The organism is Isoptericola hypogeus, assembly GCF_039531145.1.
Taxonomy (GTDB): Bacteria; Actinomycetota; Actinomycetes; order Actinomycetales; family Cellulomonadaceae; genus Isoptericola; species Isoptericola hypogeus.
In genome coordinates this window covers 654,907-669,932 of the sequence record NZ_BAAAPM010000003.1, presented here as the reverse complement: position 1 = coordinate 669,932, position 15,026 = coordinate 654,907, and the positions used below count along the sequence as shown (strand labels likewise).

At 76.5% G+C, this 15,026-nt stretch carries 14 protein-coding genes; 8 read left to right on the top strand and 6 right to left on the bottom strand.

Annotation, left to right across the window (positions count from 1 at the left end; genetic code table 11):
- Window positions 1-789, top strand: a 789-nt coding sequence (ccsB, locus tag ABD254_RS05370) for a c-type cytochrome biogenesis protein CcsB (RefSeq protein WP_344246367.1), incomplete at its 5' end; no start/stop codon positions are given.
- Between the two features lie 96 nt (window positions 790-885).
- On the opposite strand, the gene ABD254_RS05365 is transcribed toward ccsB, so the two are convergent.
- Window positions 886-1,266: a PLD nuclease N-terminal domain-containing protein gene (locus tag ABD254_RS05365; RefSeq protein WP_344246365.1), complete on the bottom strand. Its 381-nt coding sequence runs from the start codon at window positions 1,264-1,266 to the stop codon at window positions 886-888.
- Window positions 1,267-1,360: 94 nt separating this feature from the next.
- Here ABD254_RS05365 and ABD254_RS05360 point away from each other — a divergent pair, with 94 nt between their 5' ends.
- Entirely contained in the window at window positions 1,361-1,705 is a 345-nt protein-coding gene (locus ABD254_RS05360) for a DUF4229 domain-containing protein (protein ID WP_344246363.1), read from the top strand.
- Between the two features lie 10 nt (window positions 1,706-1,715).
- Here ABD254_RS05360 and ABD254_RS05355 read toward each other — a convergent pair whose 3' ends face one another.
- Both ABD254_RS05355 and ABD254_RS05350 read right to left on the bottom strand, forming a co-directional pair.
- Complete coding sequence (locus ABD254_RS05355) at window positions 1,716-2,585, bottom strand: 1,4-dihydroxy-2-naphthoate polyprenyltransferase (protein WP_344246361.1); 870 nt, start codon at window positions 2,583-2,585, stop codon at window positions 1,716-1,718.
- An 84-nt stretch (window positions 2,586-2,669) separates the two neighbouring features.
- Window positions 2,670-4,043 carry an AMP-binding protein gene (locus ABD254_RS05350; protein ID WP_344246359.1) on the bottom strand — a complete coding sequence of 458 codons (1,374 nt, stop codon included), beginning with the start codon at window positions 4,041-4,043 and terminating at the stop codon, window positions 2,670-2,672.
- Between the two features lie 183 nt (window positions 4,044-4,226).
- Here ABD254_RS05350 and ABD254_RS05345 point away from each other — a divergent pair, with 183 nt between their 5' ends.
- Together ABD254_RS05345 and ABD254_RS05340 are read left to right on the top strand one after the other, a co-directional pair.
- Window positions 4,227-5,351: a DUF3048 domain-containing protein gene (locus ABD254_RS05345; RefSeq protein WP_344246357.1), complete on the top strand. Its 1,125-nt coding sequence runs from the start codon at window positions 4,227-4,229 to the stop codon at window positions 5,349-5,351.
- Between the two features lie 54 nt (window positions 5,352-5,405).
- Window positions 5,406-6,461: a DUF3048 domain-containing protein gene (locus tag ABD254_RS05340; protein WP_344246355.1), complete on the top strand. Its 1,056-nt coding sequence runs from the start codon at window positions 5,406-5,408 to the stop codon at window positions 6,459-6,461.
- 125 nt (window positions 6,462-6,586) lie between these two features.
- Here ABD254_RS05340 and ABD254_RS05335 read toward each other — a convergent pair whose 3' ends face one another.
- The 3 genes from ABD254_RS05335 to ABD254_RS05325 are packed head-to-tail and all read right to left on the bottom strand — an operon-like array spanning window position 6,587 to window position 10,165.
- Window positions 6,587-8,203 (bottom strand): outer membrane protein assembly factor BamB family protein, encoded by a 1,617-nt coding sequence (locus ABD254_RS05335; RefSeq protein ID WP_344246353.1) that lies wholly within the window; start codon window positions 8,201-8,203, stop codon window positions 6,587-6,589.
- A gap of 29 nt (window positions 8,204-8,232) precedes the next feature.
- Window positions 8,233-9,210 (bottom strand): 1,4-dihydroxy-2-naphthoyl-CoA synthase, encoded by a 978-nt coding sequence (locus ABD254_RS05330; protein WP_344246351.1) that lies wholly within the window; start codon window positions 9,208-9,210, stop codon window positions 8,233-8,235.
- 4 nt (window positions 9,211-9,214) lie between these two features.
- A complete protein-coding gene (locus tag ABD254_RS05325) occupies window positions 9,215-10,165 on the bottom strand; it encodes a DMT family transporter (RefSeq protein WP_344246349.1) in 951 nt (316 codons plus the stop codon).
- 67 nt (window positions 10,166-10,232) lie between these two features.
- On the opposite strand from ABD254_RS05325, the gene pdxR reads away from it, so the two are divergent.
- The 4 genes from pdxR to menD all read left to right on the top strand — a co-directional run bounded on the left by pdxR (window position 10,233) and on the right by menD (window position 14,946).
- On the top strand, window positions 10,233-11,636 hold the full coding sequence (gene pdxR, locus ABD254_RS05320; protein ID WP_344246347.1) for a MocR-like pyridoxine biosynthesis transcription factor PdxR: 1,404 nt from the start codon (window positions 10,233-10,235) through the stop codon (window positions 11,634-11,636).
- A 77-nt stretch (window positions 11,637-11,713) separates the two neighbouring features.
- Complete coding sequence (locus ABD254_RS05315; protein ID WP_344246345.1) at window positions 11,714-11,881, top strand: hypothetical protein; 168 nt, start codon at window positions 11,714-11,716, stop codon at window positions 11,879-11,881.
- A 141-nt stretch (window positions 11,882-12,022) separates the two neighbouring features.
- On the top strand, window positions 12,023-13,060 hold the full coding sequence (locus ABD254_RS05310) for an o-succinylbenzoate synthase (RefSeq protein ID WP_344246343.1): 1,038 nt from the start codon (window positions 12,023-12,025) through the stop codon (window positions 13,058-13,060).
- Window positions 13,057-14,946, top strand: coding sequence for a 2-succinyl-5-enolpyruvyl-6-hydroxy-3-cyclohexene-1-carboxylic-acid synthase (gene menD / locus ABD254_RS05305; protein ID WP_344246341.1), 1,890 nt, complete (start codon window positions 13,057-13,059; stop codon window positions 14,944-14,946). The genes ABD254_RS05310 and menD overlap by 4 nt, the downstream gene beginning before the upstream one ends.
- Window positions 14,947-15,026: the final 80 nt, after the last annotated feature.

Here is a 15,026-nt window from a genome sequence, read left to right as displayed (position 1 = left end):
CCGCCCGCGCGGCGCCGGGCGGCCGGCATCGCGATGTCCACGACGTGGCTGGGCACCGCCCTGCTGCTGGTCGCCATCGTGCTGCGCGGCGTGGCTGCGGGCCGGACCCCGTGGGCGAACATGTACGAGTTCACCCTGGTGGGCACGTTCGTGGCCCTCGCGGTCTTCCTCGGCCTGAACCTGCGTCGCGACGCGCGGTTCCTCGGGCCGTTCGTCACCGGGCTCGCGGTGCTGTTCCTCGTCCTTGGGCTCAACGTGTTCTACGTGGCCGCGACCGGCGTGCAGCCGGCGCTGCAGAACTACTGGCTGGTCATCCACGTGGGCGTGGCGATCAGCGCGACGGGCATCTTCACCGTCGCCTTCGTGTCCTCGGTGCTCCAGCTGCTGCGCGACAGCCGGGACTCCGGGTCGCCGTACCTGCTGCGCCCCGGCTTCCGCTGGCTCGATCGCGTGCCCACCCCGATCTCGCTGGAGACGCTGTCCTTCCGGCTCAACTCCGTGGCCTTCGTGCTGTGGACATTCACGCTCATCGGCGGCGCGATCTGGGCCGAGCACGCCTGGGGCCGCTACTGGGGCTGGGACCCCAAGGAGGTCTGGAGCTTCGTCGTGTGGGTCGTGTACGCGGCATACCTGCACGCCCGCACGACGCGCGGCTGGGACGGCCGGCGGGCGGCGTGGTTCGTCGTCGTCGGCTACGCGTGCGTGCTGTTCAACTTCACGGGCGTGAACCTCATCTTCAACGGCAAGCACTCGTACTCGGGCCTCACCACCGACACCGCCGGCGGCTGACCGCCCCCCTCGTTGTGAGCATGAATATGGCCCGGTTCCGGCGACGGAACAGGGCCATATTCATGCTCACAACGGGAACGGGGCGGGGTCGTGCCGTCAGCCGCCGTTGCCGTTGCCGCCGTCGTCCTGCGCCGGGCCCCGGCCGGCGTCGCGCTCGCGGCGGCGCTTCTCCTGGTCGAGCTTCCACAGGAAGTCCGGGTCGTCGTCCGGGGCGACGGGACCCGACGGGCGGCGCGGCCCGCGGCCGGGACCGGTGCGCGGGCCGCGGCCCGACGGCCCGCCGCCCGGGGTGCGCCGGCTCGCCTGCTTCACGACGATCCACGCCACCGCGCCGAACACCGGCAGCAGCACGATGATGACCACCCACAGCCAGCGCGGCAGCCCGCCGCGGTCCTCCTCCTTGGACCCGGCGAGGTCGAGGAGGGCGTAGAGGGCGAGCCCCAGCACGAGGAGCGGCAGGACCACACGGACGAACATGGCTCCAGCCTAGTTCGGTGGCGGGTCGCTCATGTCACGGCGGGGTCGTCGGGCCGTGGCCGGGTCGCCCCGGAATCCCGCCTACCCTGGAGGGGTGCCCCTCGTGCTCTACACCCTCTGGCGGATCCTGCTGTTCGCCGCCGCGCTCGGCGCGGGCTACCTGCTCGGCCTGCGCAGCTGGCTGCTCGTCCTGGTGGCGGCCGTCGTCGCCTTCGCCGTCTCGTACCTGGCGCTGAGCAGGCCGCGTGACTCCGCCGCCCGGTGGCTCGCGGAGCGCGACGCGCGTCGCCGCGCGCAGCCCCGGGTGGTGCGGGACGAGGACACCGACTTCGAGGACTCCGTCGTCGACGCGGATTCGGGAGACACCGACCCCTCGACCCTTCGACAGGCCCAGGACGACGCAGGCTCAGGACGGCGAGGGGACGAGCCCGCGGGCTGAGCCCGCGCCGTCAGAGCGCCAGGCCGAGCCCGAGCAGGACGCCGTAGGCGAGCTCGAACATCCCCGTGCCGGCGAGGACGGGCACCAGCAGCCGCCCCTGCGCCCCAGCGATCACGGGGACGACCAGCAGCACGGCCGGCAGCAGCAGCACCGTGACGAGCATCGCCCACGGCGACCATGCCGCGCAGACCATCCCGAGCACGACGGGCAGCAGGATGCACGCCGCGTACGCGCGCCGGGCCCGGTGGTCGCCCATCCGCACGGCGAGCGTCCGCTTGCCCGCGACGACGTCGGTCGGGATGTCGCGGACGTTGTTGACCATGAGCAGCCCGCAGGCGATCAGCCCCACGCCCACGGCACCGAGCACCGACGGCCACGTGACCCGGTCGGCCTGCGTGTACGTGGTGCCGAGCGTCGCGACCAGCCCGAAGAAGACGAAGACGCCGACCTCGCCGAGCCCGGCGTACCCGTAGGGCCGCCGGCCGCCGGTGTAGAACCAGGCGGCGAGCACGCACGCCGCGCCGACGGCCAGCAGCCACCAGTGGCCGCTGAGGGCGCACAGCGCGAGCCCCAGCACGCCCGCGACGCCGAAGGAGCCGAACGCCGCCCACTTGACCTGTCCCGGGCGCGCGGCGCCCGACGCGGTGAGCCGCATCGGGCCCACGCGGTCGACGTCCGTGCCGCGCACCCCGTCGGAGTAGTCGTTCGCGTAGTTGACGCCGATCTGCAGCGCGAGCGCGACGCCGAGCGCGAGCACGGCCGGCAGCCACGCGAACGCGTCGACCTGGGCGGCCGCGCCGGACCCGATCAGGACGGGCGCCGCCGCCGCGGGCAGCGTCCGGGGGCGGGATCCGGCGACCCACTCGCTCGTCGTGGCCAAGGGTCCTCCGTCGGTGGTCGTGCCCGGTGCCAGGCCCGCCCTGGCGGAGCCGGGCGGCCGGACGGCCGGGGGTGCGAGCAGGGATCAGGCGTGCGCCTCGTGCTCGCGGACGAGGTCGACGACGCCGCCGCGGTCCACCTTGCCGGGGCCGCGCACGGGGAGCGCGGCGGCCCGGTACACGCGGCGGGGCGCGGACGGCCCGCCCAGCCTAGTCGTCACCGCGGCCCGCACCCGCGCCAGCTCGGCGTCGCTGACGGCCCTGAGCCGCGACTCGTCATCGTGCGTGCTGACGTGATCCTCATGGCTCGGGTTCGAGGAGAGAGCCAGCACGCTCGTTGCGGACGCCGTGACGACGGCGACCAGCGCCTGCCCCCACTCCGGGTCGGGCACGCCGACGACGCACGCCTCGCCGCCGAGGAGCTCGCCCAGCAGCGCCTCCACCGGCGCCGGGGCGACGTTCTCCCCGCCGGTGACGACGACGTCGTCCGCCCGCCCGAGCACGTGCAGCGTGCCGTCCGGGTCGACGCGCCCGAGGTCGCTGGTGCGGAACCACCGCTCGCCGGTGCCCGGGCCGGTGCGGAACGCGGCCGCCGTGGCGGCGTCGTCGCCCACGTAGCCCGCGGCCAGCGTCGGGCCGGCGAGCTCGATCACGCCCACCGCCCCGGAGCTGTCGGACCCGCGGGGCGCCTGACCGTGGCGTGGGACCGACGCGTCGTCGCGTGGGACCGACGCGTCGGGGGAGGCGAGGCGGACCCGGACGTCGCGGAGCGGGACGCCGTCGTACACGCAGCCGCCGGCCGTCTCCGACATGCCGTACGTCGTGATGACGCGCACCCCGGCCTCGCGCGCCTGCCGCAGCAGGAGCGGCGGCGTCGCAGCGCCACCGAGCAGCACTCCGGCGCACCGGGCCAGGGCGCGCAGGCCGCGCGGCGCGCCCCCCGCGGCCGCGGCCACGAGCCGGTGCACCTGGGTGGGGACCAGCGACGCGTAGACGGGGTCGTCGCCGGCGTCGCGCAGCGCGGCGTCGAGCAGGTCGGCGAACGTCTCGGGCGCGAACCGCACGCCCGGTTCGGCTGCGGTCAGCGGCGTCCCGGCCAGCACGGAGCGCACCACCACCTGCAGCCCGGCCACGTGCGTCGGCGGCAGGGCGAGCACCCAGCGGCCGGGGCCGCCGAGGCGCTCGTGCGTGGCCGTGGCCGACGCCCGCAGCGCCGGCGCCGTCAGCGCGACCTCCCGCGGGGTTCCGGTGGAGCCCGACGTGCGGACCAGGAGCGCGGTCCCGTCGGGGAGCGGGGTGCTCGTGACCCGGGGGAGCGGGACGACGGCGGGGCCGCCGTCGAGCGCCCGGCGCACGGCCGCGGTCAGGGTGTCGGTGCTCGGTTCACCGGCGGTCGGTTCACCGGCGGTCGACGCCGGCACGGCCGGTCCGGGGACGGGCGGGGGCTGGACGGGCTGCACCGGCCCAGGGTAGGCACGCTGCCGGGGAGGCTGGCGGACGGCGGGTTGGGTCCCGGGCGTCCCGCCTCGTATGGTGGGCGCTCCTCGCCCGCCGAGACCGGCCGTGCGCGGCCCTGCAGGCGCCGGCACGGCACGCGCCATCGCGTGGGGAGGTACGTAGTGAGCGTCGTCGAGGAGGACCTGATGCCCGGACCGCACGCCGACCCGGGGGCCCCCGGGGCCCGCCGGTCGCGCGCCGTCGTCGCCGTGGGAGTGGCGCTCGCGCTGCTCGCGACCGCGGGCTGCGGCGCGGGCGACGACCAGGCGCCGACCGTCACCGTCGCGCCCGACTCCGCGGCGCCCAAGGCCGCGCCGCCGAAGCCCGAGCCGAAGCCCGAACCGAAGCCGAAGCCCAGGCCGGCGCCGGTCGTGTGGCCGCTGACCGGTGGGAAGACCGGGACCAAGAAGGTGCCGAAACGCCCGGCCGTCGCCGTGAAGATCGAGAACGCCCCGGAGGCGCGCCCGCACCAGGGGCTGGAGCGGGCCGACATCGTGTGGGAGCAGGTCGTGGAGGGCGGCATCTCCCGCTTCGTGGCCGTCTACCACTCGAAGCAGCCCACCACGGTGGGGCCGGTCCGCTCGGTGCGCCCGATGGACCCGGCGATCGTGGCGCCCATGCACGGGATCCTCGCGTACTCGGGCGGGCAGCCGCCGTTCATCGAGGACGTGGGCGAGGCCGGCGTCCAGTCCGTGTACATGGACCGCGGGGACGCCGGGTTCCGGCGCAGCGGCGACCGGCTCGCGCCCCACAACGTCTACGGCAACGTGCGGACCTTCACCGCGCAGGCGAACAAGAGCCGGACGGAGCCGCCGAAGGCGCAGTTCGCGTACGCCCGCAAGGTCGGCGACGGGACGGCCGCCCAGGGCCGCAAGGTGAAGGTCGCCGACGTGCGGCTCAGCGCGTTCCAGCAGACGGTCTGGTCGTGGCAGGCCAAGGCGAAGAAGTACGCCCGCAGCGACGGCGGCTCGTCGTCGTTCTCGTCCGGCGAGCGGGTCAGGGCGCGCAACGTGCTGCTGATGTCGGTCGCGGTGGAGAACACGAGCTTCCGCGACCCCAGCGGCGCGCCCGTGCCGAAGACCGTCATGGTCGGCAAGGGGAAGGGGGCCCTGCTGTCGGGCGGCCGGGTGATCCAGGTGTTCTGGTCGAAGTCCGGCAAGGGCAAGCCGGTCAAGCTGAAGACCCGGCAGGGGGACCCCGTGCGGCTGGACCCCGGCAACCTGTGGGTCGAGCTCGTGCCACGCGGGGACGGGGACTGGCGGCTGCGCTGAGCACCCCGTCGTAGGGTGGGCTCGCACGTGACCAGGATCACCCACGGAGGCGCGATGACCCGCACGACCCCGTTCCGCACCCGGTCCGCCGCGGCCGCCGCGCTCGTCGTGCTGGCGCTGGCCGCGTGCACGTCGGGCGGCGACCCGGGGCCGGCGGTCACGCCCGGCGCCACCGTGGACAAGAGCGGCCCGCCGAGCCCCGCGGGCCCGCCGACGTGGCCCCTCACCGGGGTGCGGGCCGAGAAGGTCGCGCAGCGCCCGGCGCTCGCGGTAAAGGTCGAGAACGCGCGCGAGGCGCGGCCGCTGACCGGCCTCGAGGAAGCCGACATGGTGTGGGAGGAGGTCGTCGAGGGCGGCATCACCCGCTTCGTCGCCGTCTACCACTCGGCGATCCCGGACACCGTCGAGCCCGTGCGGTCGGTGCGGCCGATGGACCCCGCGATCGTCGCCCCGCTCGGCGGGATCCTCGCCTACTCCGGCGCGCAGCCGCCGTTCATCGAGGCGGTCGAGGACGCCGGCATCCAGTCGGTGATCATGGACCGGGGCGACGCCGGCTTCAGCCGCGACCCGGACCGCTCCGCCCCGCACGACGTGATCGGCGACATGCACGCGTTCCTCGACCAGGCCGACGACGAGCGCACGGTGCCCCCGCCCGCCCAGTTCGCGTACGCGGGCAAGGCCGGTCAGGGCACGGCGAGCGCCGAGGGAAAGGCTGCCGGCACGCTCGAGGTCGAGCTCTCGCCCGCGCAGACCACCGTGTGGGACTGGTCGGGCGACGGCGGCGAGTGGCGGCGCAGCGACGGGTCCACCGAGTCCGTCTCCACGTCGGGGGACCGGCTGGCCGCGACCAACGTGCTGGTGCTGTCGGCCAAGGTCGTGAACACCAGCTTCAAGGACCCGTCCGGCGCGCCGGTGCCCGAGACCAAGCTGGTCGGCTCCGGCAAGGGCGTGCTGGCCTCCGGCGGGAAGACCGTCGGCGTGCGGTGGTCGAAGAAGGACCTCGCGTCGCCGGTCGAGCTGACCCGCGGCGGCGAGCCCGTCGAGCTGGACCCCGGCAGCACCTGGATCGAGCTCGTGCCCCGCGGCTCCGGGAGCTGGTCGACGTCCTGACGCCGCTCGACCGACGTGACCCGCAGGTTGAGCTTGTCGAAACCGGGTCTCGACGGGCTCGACCGGCGTGTCCCGCAGGTTGAGCTTGTCGAAACCGGGTCCGACGGGCTCGGCCGGCTCGGCCGTCAGCCGAGACCCTGCACGGTGCCGCTGAAGGTCACCGGGTGCCCGCCGACCGACTCCAGCCCTTCGAGGTAGCCCTCGCCCGGCCGTTCCCACGTGGTGGCACCGTCCCGGGCGTCGACGGCGATCAGTCGGTACCCCTCGCCGCCCGTGACACCGAGCAGCAGCCGGGTGCCGTCCGTGACGGCTCCGGCGACCCACGCGTCCGAGCCGTCGGCCGACCGGTCGAGGACGTCGTCGCGGACCCACCGCTCTTCTCCGGTGGCCGCGTCGAGGCCGACCAGCCGCGTGTCGTCCTGCACCACGACCGTGCCCGCCACCCGCGCCAGCACGCCGGAGAACTCCCCGGTGGCGGCGCTCCACTCCTCGTCGCCGTCCCGCTCGACCGACGTGAGCCGCAGCCCCTGCTCGCCCTCGCCGAAGCCGGTGAGCACGAGATACGTGCCGTGCGGGTCGTCGTCGACGGTCGGCGGGATCAACCAGCCCGGCACGGTCGCGACGACCGATCCGTCGTCGTCGAGCACGGTGCTCGTCTCGCCCGCGACGACCACGCCTCCGCCGGGGAGGGGCTGCGGCCAGGCGCCGTCCGCGTCCAGGTCGAGATGCAGGCTCGTCCCGTCGGGGGCGAGGACGGCCGAGGCGCTGCACACCGACAGCGCTGTGAACGACGGGGACGCGTAGACCGAGGGGGTGGTCATCAGCGTGGGCTCGCCGACGCCGTCCTCCATATACCCGCAGTCCTGCAGGTCCTCCGCCCTCAGGGGCAGCGTGGCCTCGCCCCGCACCTCGCCGGTGAGCGCGTCCTCGAGGCGCAGCGTCGGGTCCACCCAGCCGTCGGCGCGCAGGGCCCGCAGCGTGTCCGCGGCGGGCACGTCGTCGCCCGGCCAGGCGGCGGTGGCGCCGGTCACGCCCTCGACCACCGCGATCGCGCCCGCGGCGGCGGGCACCACCACCGGTGCGTCGGCGTCGGCCCCGTCGGTCGGCTCGTCGAACGGGTCGTTCCGCGCGGCGGGCATCGGTCGTTCGCCGACGACGGCGCCGTCCGCGTCCAGCACGGCGACCGTGCGGTCGTCCGCCTCGCCGGTGAGGCAGACGGCCACGTCGGCGGGCCGGAGCTGCTCGTGCGGGAAGAAGGTCTGCGGGCCGCACGTCGGGAACGGCCCGAGGTCTCGCCGCCAGACCTCGCCGCCGTCGGCGGCGTCGACGGCCACCGCGTCCGTGCCCTCGGTCGTGAGCAGGAGGCCGCCGGGGAACGTCGCCACGACGCCGTCGCCGGCCGGGAGCTCCCAGGTCTCGGTGAGTGGCTCGGACAGGTTGCCGACCGCGCCGGGCAGGCCCCGCACCGCCTCCGCGCGCAGCCGCTCGCCCCGGGCGTCGAGCAGGGGCGGCGCCGCCACGGCGGCCGCGGCACCCAGCACGACGACGGCGGTCCCGGCCGCGACGACCGCTCGGCCCTTCCGGGACAGCCCGCCCCAGCGCTGCACCGCGCGCGAGCGGAGGGTGGGGCGGTCGGCCCCGGCCTCGTCGCGGTCCGCCGACCAGGGCGCGTCGTCGCGCTCGTCGTCGGGGACCAGCTCGAACGTCGCCATCGGCTCGGGGCGACGGAACCGCGGGGGCATTCTCGGAGCGTAGCCCGCAGGGCAGGAGGTCAGAAGGCGTACGGGAAGCGGGACCAGTCGGGGTCGCGCTTGGCGAGGAACGCGTCGCGGCCCTCGACGGCCTCGTCGGTCAGGTACGCCAGGCGGGTCGCCTCGCCGGCGAAGACCTGCTGCCCCATCAGCCCGTCGTCGGCGAGGTTGAACGCGAACTTCAGCATCCGCACCGCCTGCGGCGACTTGCCCGCGATGGTCCGCGCGTACTCGATCGCGAGCCCCTCGAGGTCGTCGTGCTCCGCGACCTCGTTGACGCCGCCCCAGCGCTCGGCGTCGTCGGCGGAGTACTCGCGGGCGAGGAAGAAGATCTCCCGGGCGCGCTTCTGGCCGACCTGCCGGGCGAGGTACGCGGAGCCGTAGCCGCCGTCGAACGACCCGACGTCCGCGTCGGTCTGCTTGAACCGCCCGTGCTCGCGGCACGCGATCGACAGGTCCGCCACGACGTGCAGCGAGTGCCCGCCCCCCGCCGCCCAGCCGTCGACGACGGCGATCACGACCTTCGGCATCGTGCGGATCAGCCGCTGCACCTCGAGGATGTGCAGCCGCCCGGCGCGGGCGGGGTCGACGGCGTCCGGGCCGTGATCCTCGCCGCCGCCGTCCTCGGCGGTCGTGTACTGGTAGCCGGACCGGCCGCGGATGCGCTGGTCGCCGCCCGAGCAGAACGCCCACCCGCCGTCCTTGGGCGAGGGGCCGTTGCCGGTGAGGAGCACGGTGCCGACGTCGGACGTCATGCGGGCGTGGTCGAGCACCCGGTACAGCTCGTCGACCGTGTGCGGGCGGAACGCGTTGCGCACCTCGGGGCGGTCGAAGGCGACGCGGACCACGGCCAGGTCGCGCACCACGACGCCCGCGTCGTCGCGCTCGACCCCCCGGTGGTAGGTGACGTCCGTGAGGGCCTCGAAGCCGGAGACCTCGCGCCAGCGGGCGGGGTCGAACGTCGCGGACACCGGGCGGGGGAGGGAAGCGCTGCTCACGCCGTCACCCTAGTTCGTCCCGGCGACGCCGGGACGGCCCGGGCGCCAGGCCGATCGCGAGCCCGGAGGCGACGACGATCGACCCGACGACGGCCTGCGGCGTCGCGGTCTCGGCGCCGAGGGCGAGCGACGTCGCGAGGGCCGCCACGGGCATCAGCCCGGCGAACAGCCCGGCCCGGGCAGCTCCGAGGCGGGCGAGCCCGCCGTACCAGAGCAGGAACGCGACCGCCGTGAGGACGACGGAGAGGTAGGCCAGGGCCACGAGCTCGCCGGCCTCGGGGACGGCGAGGAACGGACCCGGCGCCAGCAGGCCGAGCGCCACCAGCTGCGGGACGGCCGCGCAGCAGGCGTAGGCGGACACGCGCAGCGGGCCGAGCGTCGGCAGGAGCGGCACGGCGAGCAGCGAGAACGCGGCCTCGCACGCGAGGGCGCCGACGGCCAGGGCCAGCCCCAGCGGGTCGGCGGAACCGAGCCCCTCCACGACGGCGACGCCGAGCGTCACCACGACGGCCGCGGCGAGCGTGCGGGCCGCCAGCCGGCGCTCGCGCACGGCCTGGGTCACGGCCAGGACGACGGGCGTGGCCCCCACGACGGCGCCGATGAGGGACGGGTCGGCGTGCCGGGTGGCGAGCACGACGAACGCGCTGAACCCGGTCAGGCCGGTCGCGGCGAGGGCGGTCAGCCGGCCGGCCTGGCGTGGGCTCGGCAGCACGAACGGCACCCGCCGCCACCGCAGGACGGCGAGCAGGCAGAGCGCCGCGACGGCGTACCGGACGGCCTGGCCCCCGAACACCGGGTAGTCGGAGAGCGCCGCGGAGGCCACGAACGACGACCCGACGACCGACATCGCGAGGGCGCACCAGACGTAGGCGACGGCCGTCGAACCGGGCGTGCGGGCGGACGCCGCCGACGGGCGGCGGGCGACGTCGGCGCCGCTGGTCGGAGGGTGGGGCATGCCGACGACGCTACGGCGACCCTGGCTTGATGAGCAGGGCCAGTTCGTTGCTGGTTCACTGTGCCAGATGAGGCGACTGCAGCCGGACGACCTGCTCCTCGTCCTGGGTCCCCGGCCCTCGGTCGACGTCGGCGCCTGGCTGCGTGACGGCCTGCGCGAGGCGATCCGGTCGGGGCGACTGGACCACGGCGTCGTGCTGCCGTCGGCGCGGACGACGGCGTCCGGGCTGAGTCTCGCCCGCGGGACGGTGTCGTCGGCGGTGGACGAGCTCGTGGGGGAGGGGGTGCTCGTGAGCCGGCCGCGGTCGAGCGTCGTCGTCGCGGACGTCGCGCGGCCCGCGGGCGGGGAGGACGCCGCCGGCCCGGTCGTGGTGCGCCCTGCCAGCGTGGGCACCCCCGATCCGGCGCTCTTCCCCCGGGCGGCGTGGGCCCGGGCCGTGCGCGAAGCAATGCGCGACCTGCCCGACGCGGACCTCGGCTACCCGGACCCGCAGGGCCTGCTCGCGTTGCGCGAGGCGCTCGCCGCGCACCTGCGGACCACGCGTGCCGCACCCGTGTCGGCCGACGACGTCGTGGTCGTCAGCGGCGTCGCGCAGGGGTTGGCCCTGGTCGGCGGGGTGCTCGCCGGTGCCGGTGCCGGTGCCGGTGCACGTCGCGTCGTCGTCGAGGACCCGGCCTCTGCCGGCGCTCTCGAACAGCTGCGGGGCGCCGGGCTCGACGTGGTGCCGGTGCCGGTCGACGACGCGGGGATCCGGACCTCCGAGCTGCCGACGGCCGACGCGGCCCTGGTGACGCCCGCGCACCAGTACCCCCTCGGCGTCGTCCTGGCCCCGGACCGGCGTCGCGACCTGGTCGCGTGGGCGCGGGACGGCGACCGGCTGCTGCTGGAGGACGACTACGACGCCGAGCTGCGGTACGACCGGCAGCCCGTCGGTGCCCTGCGGGGCCTCGACCCGCAGCGCGTGGCCCTGATGGGCTCGGTGTCCAAGCTGCTGTCCCCGGCGCTGCGCCTGGGATGGGTCGTCGCACCGCCCGGTCTGCGCGCGGCCCTCGTGGACGCCAAGCGCCGCGCCGACCTCGGCTGCTCGGTGCCGGAGCAGGCCGCGTTCGCCAGGCTGATCGCCACGGGCGCGTATGCGCGCCACCTGCGACGGACCCGCCTCGCGTACAAGCGCCGGCGCCAGGTGCTCCTCGACGCCCTCGGCCGGGCGGCCCCGCGTCTCACGGTCGAGGGCGTGGCCGCCGGGCTGCACCTCGTCGTGCGGATGCCGGACGCCGCGGCCGAGGCCCACGCGGTGGCCGGGCTGCGCGGGCGAGGCGTGCCCGCCGACGCGCTGTCCGCGGCGTCGGCCCGGCCCGCCGCGTGGGGCGTCGTCATGGGGGTGGCGCGGGTGCACGGCGCCGTCGTCGCCGAGGTCGTCGACGTCCTGCGCGCCGCCGCTGACGGCGGTCTGGTGCCGATGGTCCGCTGACGACGCCTCGGTGACCACGGCGCGGCACGCCCGGCGGGCTCCCGGGGCGCGGGGCCGCCCGGGCGCACGATGAACCCATGAGCACGTCAGCACCCGAGGACGACGTGGTGGACCCGGCGGACGTCGCGCACGAGATCTTCGTGTACGACGCCGAGACGGTCCGCCGCGACGCCCAGCGCATCGGCGGCCGCCCGGCGCCGAGCGCCCTCGCGTTCGAGCCCGAGCTGGTCGATTTCACCGACTGAGGCGAAGGTGCAGGCAGCGGAACCGCAGCCTCAGGCGATGGCGGCACCGACTGAGGGCCCCGCGCGGGCCCGACTCGGCCGAGCGGCCTCGCGCGCGCCGCGGCCGGGCGGCCGTCGGCGCCGCTCACTTAGGCTGAGGTCGTGCCGACTCCCGACCTGCTCCCGCCCGTGGTCTGGTCGACGCCGCTGCGCACCCGGTTCCGCAACCTGGACGTGCGCGACGGAGTCCTCCTGCGTGGCGAGGCCGGCTGGGGCGAGCTGTCCCCGTTCTGGGACTACGACGACATCGAGTCGGCGACGTGGCTGCGGGCGGCGCGCGAGGCCGCCGACCTCGGGTTCCCGGCGCCCGTGCGCGACCGCGTGCCGGTCAACGTCACGGTGCCCGCCGTCGGGCCCCGGCGGGCGCGCGAGATCGTGCTCGCGTCGGGCGGCTGCCGCACGGCGAAGGTCAAGGTGGCCCAGCGCGGGCCGTCCGTGCCCGGCGGTCGGCCGGGCGAGGTCGAACCGCTGGCCGCGGAGGCCGTGCGCGTGGCCGCCGTCCGGTCCGCGTTCGACGAGCTGTACGGACCGGGGGCAGGCGCGATCCGGGTGGACGCCAACGGCGGGTGGACGCTCGACGAGGCGCTCGCCCGCATCCCGGCGCTCGACGCGGAGGCGCGCGGGCTGGAGTACGTCGAGCAGCCGTGCGCCTCCGTGCCGGAGCTCGCCGCGGTGCGGCGCCGGCTGGCCGTGAGCGTGCCCGTCGCCGCCGACGAGTCGATCCGGCGCGCCGCCGACCCGCTGCGGGTGGTGCGGGAGGACGCCGCGGACGTCGTCGTGCTCAAGGTGCAGCCGCTCGGCGGCGTGCGCGCCTGCCTGGACCTCGCCGAGCAGGTGGGGCTGCCGGTCGTCGTCTCGTCGGCGCTCGAGTCGTCGGTGGGGCTGGCGGCGGGGGTCGCGCTCGCCGCCGCCCTGCCGGACCTGCCGTACGCCTGCGGACTCGCCACGGCCCAGCTGCTGACCCGCGACGTCGTCGCCGAGCCCCTGCTCCCGACCGACGGCGCGATCGCCGTCAGGCGCCCGGAGCCCGATCCCGCCGCGTGCGCCGCCGCGGCCGCCGACGACGCCACCCGCGACCGCTGGCTCGCCCGGTACGCCCGCCTCGCCGAACTGCAGGCCCGCGACGGGGTGCCGGCATGAGAGCGCTGCCGCCGGCGCTCGCCGCGGCGCGCGCCGCGGTGACCGACCTCGCGCTCCAGGGGGTGCGCGACGTCGTGCTGGCGCCGGGATCCCGCTCCGCCCCCCTCGCGTACGCGCTGGCGGAGGCCGCGGACCGGGGGCTGCTCACCCTGCACGTGCGGGTCGACGAGCGGTCGGCGGGCTTCCTCGCGCTCGGCCTGTCGCGGGGCGCCGAACCCCTCGTGCGTGGCGTGGGCGGTGACGACGGCGACGGGCAGGTGGAGCTCCCGCGGCCGGTAGCCGTCGTCACGACGTCCGGCACGGCCGTGGCGAACCTGCACCCGGCCGTCCTGGAGGCGCACCACGCCGGCGTGCCGCTCGTGCTTCTCACCGCCGACCGCCCGCACGAGCTGCGCGGCACCGGCGCCTCCCAGACCACCGACCAGGTGGGGATCTTCGGCTCGGCCGTGCGGTACGCCGTCGACGTCCCCGCCCCCGACGGGCGCGAGGGCGAGGTGCGCGACCTCCTCGGGACCCTCGCGAGGGCGCACGCCGCGGCCCTCGGCCTGCGCGGCTCCCACCCCGGCCCGGTGCACGTCAACCTCGCGTTCCGTGACCCGCTGCACCCGGCGGCGCCGCTGGTTGAGCCTGTCGAAACCCCGGTTTCGACAAGCTCAACCAGCGAGGGCGTCTGGCCGGAGGGGTTCCGGCGCACGGTCGTCGTGCCGCCCGCCGCCGCCCCGGGCGCCGACCCCGCGCTGTACGGCGACCCGGCGTGCACGCTCGTCGTGGCGGGCGACGGCGCGGGCCCCGCGGCGCGGGCCGTCGCCGAGGCGCAGGGCCGGCCGCTGCTCGCCGAGCCGTCGTCCCGCGCGTGCGGGGGGCCGAACGCCGTCGCCGCCTACCGCTCGGTGCTGGCGCTCGAGGAGCTGACGCGCGACGTCGAGCAGGTCGTCGTCTTCGGCCGCCCGACGCTCTCGCGGCCCGTGCAGCGGCTGCTCGGGAGGCCGGACGTCGCGGTGACCGTCGTCGCGCCCGGCGGCGGCCCGTGGCCCGACGCGGCCCGCAACGCCGAGCGCGTCGTTCCGGCCCTGGCCGAGCGCTGGTCCGCGCCCGCGGGGCACGGCGACGACGCGGCCGACGTCCGCGCGGCCGGCCGGTTCCTCGCCCGCTGGCGCGCGGCGGGCCACGGCGCGGCGGGCGTCGTCGACGGCGCGACGAGCGACGCCGCGGTGGCCGACGGCCTGCTGACCGCGCCGCACGCGGCGCTCGCCGTCGCCCGCGCCGTCGCCTCCGTGCTGGGGCCGAACGACGTGCTCGTCGTCGGCTCGTCCAACCCGGTGCGCGACCTCGACCTGGTGCTCGGCCTCGACCACCCGCAGGCCGGCGACCTGCCCGACGTCGTCGCCAACCGCGGGCTGGCCGGCATCGACGGCACGGTCTCGACCGCGCTCGGCGTCGCCCACGCCGCCGCGCGGCAGGGGCGCCGCACCCGCGCGCTCGTCGGAGACCTCACGTTCCTGCACGACGTCGGCGGGCTGCTGCGCGGCCCGCACGAGCCGGCCGTCGACCTCGAGGTCGTCGTCGTCAACGACGACGGGGGATCCATCTTCGCCACCCTCGAGCACGGCGAGCTGGCGGCTTCCTCACCGGCGGGGCACGCCACGTTCGAGCGGGTCTTCGGCACGCCGCACGGCGCGAACCTCGCCCAGCTGTGCGCGGGGTACGGCGTCGACCATCAGCTCGTGCTCGACGTCGGCTCCCTGCGGCACGCGCTGCAGGCGCCGACCCGCGGCGTCCAGGTGATCGAGGTGCGCGTGCCGCGGGACGACCGGCTCGCCGAGACCCGCGACCTCGCGGCCCGGGTCGCCGCGGCCGCACGCGAGGCCGCCGAACGAGCGGCCTGACGGCGCCGCCCGGGCCCGACACGGACGTTTGCAGCAACTTCACAGGTTGAGCCAAGGACCGCACCAGGGTGGGGTGGTGT

Coding starts and splice junctions, on each gene's coding strand:
- ABD254_RS05340 (WP_344246355.1), top strand. CDS start 5,406: ATGACCCGCACGACCCCGTTCCGCACCCGGTCCGCCGCGGCCGCCGCG.
- ABD254_RS05365 (WP_344246365.1), bottom strand. CDS start 1,266: ATGTTCGTCCGTGTGGTCCTGCCGCTCCTCGTGCTGGGGCTCGCCCTC.
- ABD254_RS05335 (WP_344246353.1), bottom strand. CDS start 8,203: ATGCCCCCGCGGTTCCGTCGCCCCGAGCCGATGGCGACGTTCGAGCTG.
- pdxR (WP_344246347.1), top strand. CDS start 10,233: ATGAGGCGACTGCAGCCGGACGACCTGCTCCTCGTCCTGGGTCCCCGG.
- ABD254_RS05325 (WP_344246349.1), bottom strand. CDS start 10,165: ATGCCCCACCCTCCGACCAGCGGCGCCGACGTCGCCCGCCGCCCGTCG.
- ABD254_RS05345 (WP_344246357.1), top strand. CDS start 4,227: ATGCCCGGACCGCACGCCGACCCGGGGGCCCCCGGGGCCCGCCGGTCG.
- menD (WP_344246341.1), top strand. CDS start 13,057: ATGAGAGCGCTGCCGCCGGCGCTCGCCGCGGCGCGCGCCGCGGTGACC.
- ABD254_RS05315 (WP_344246345.1), top strand. CDS start 11,714: ATGAGCACGTCAGCACCCGAGGACGACGTGGTGGACCCGGCGGACGTC.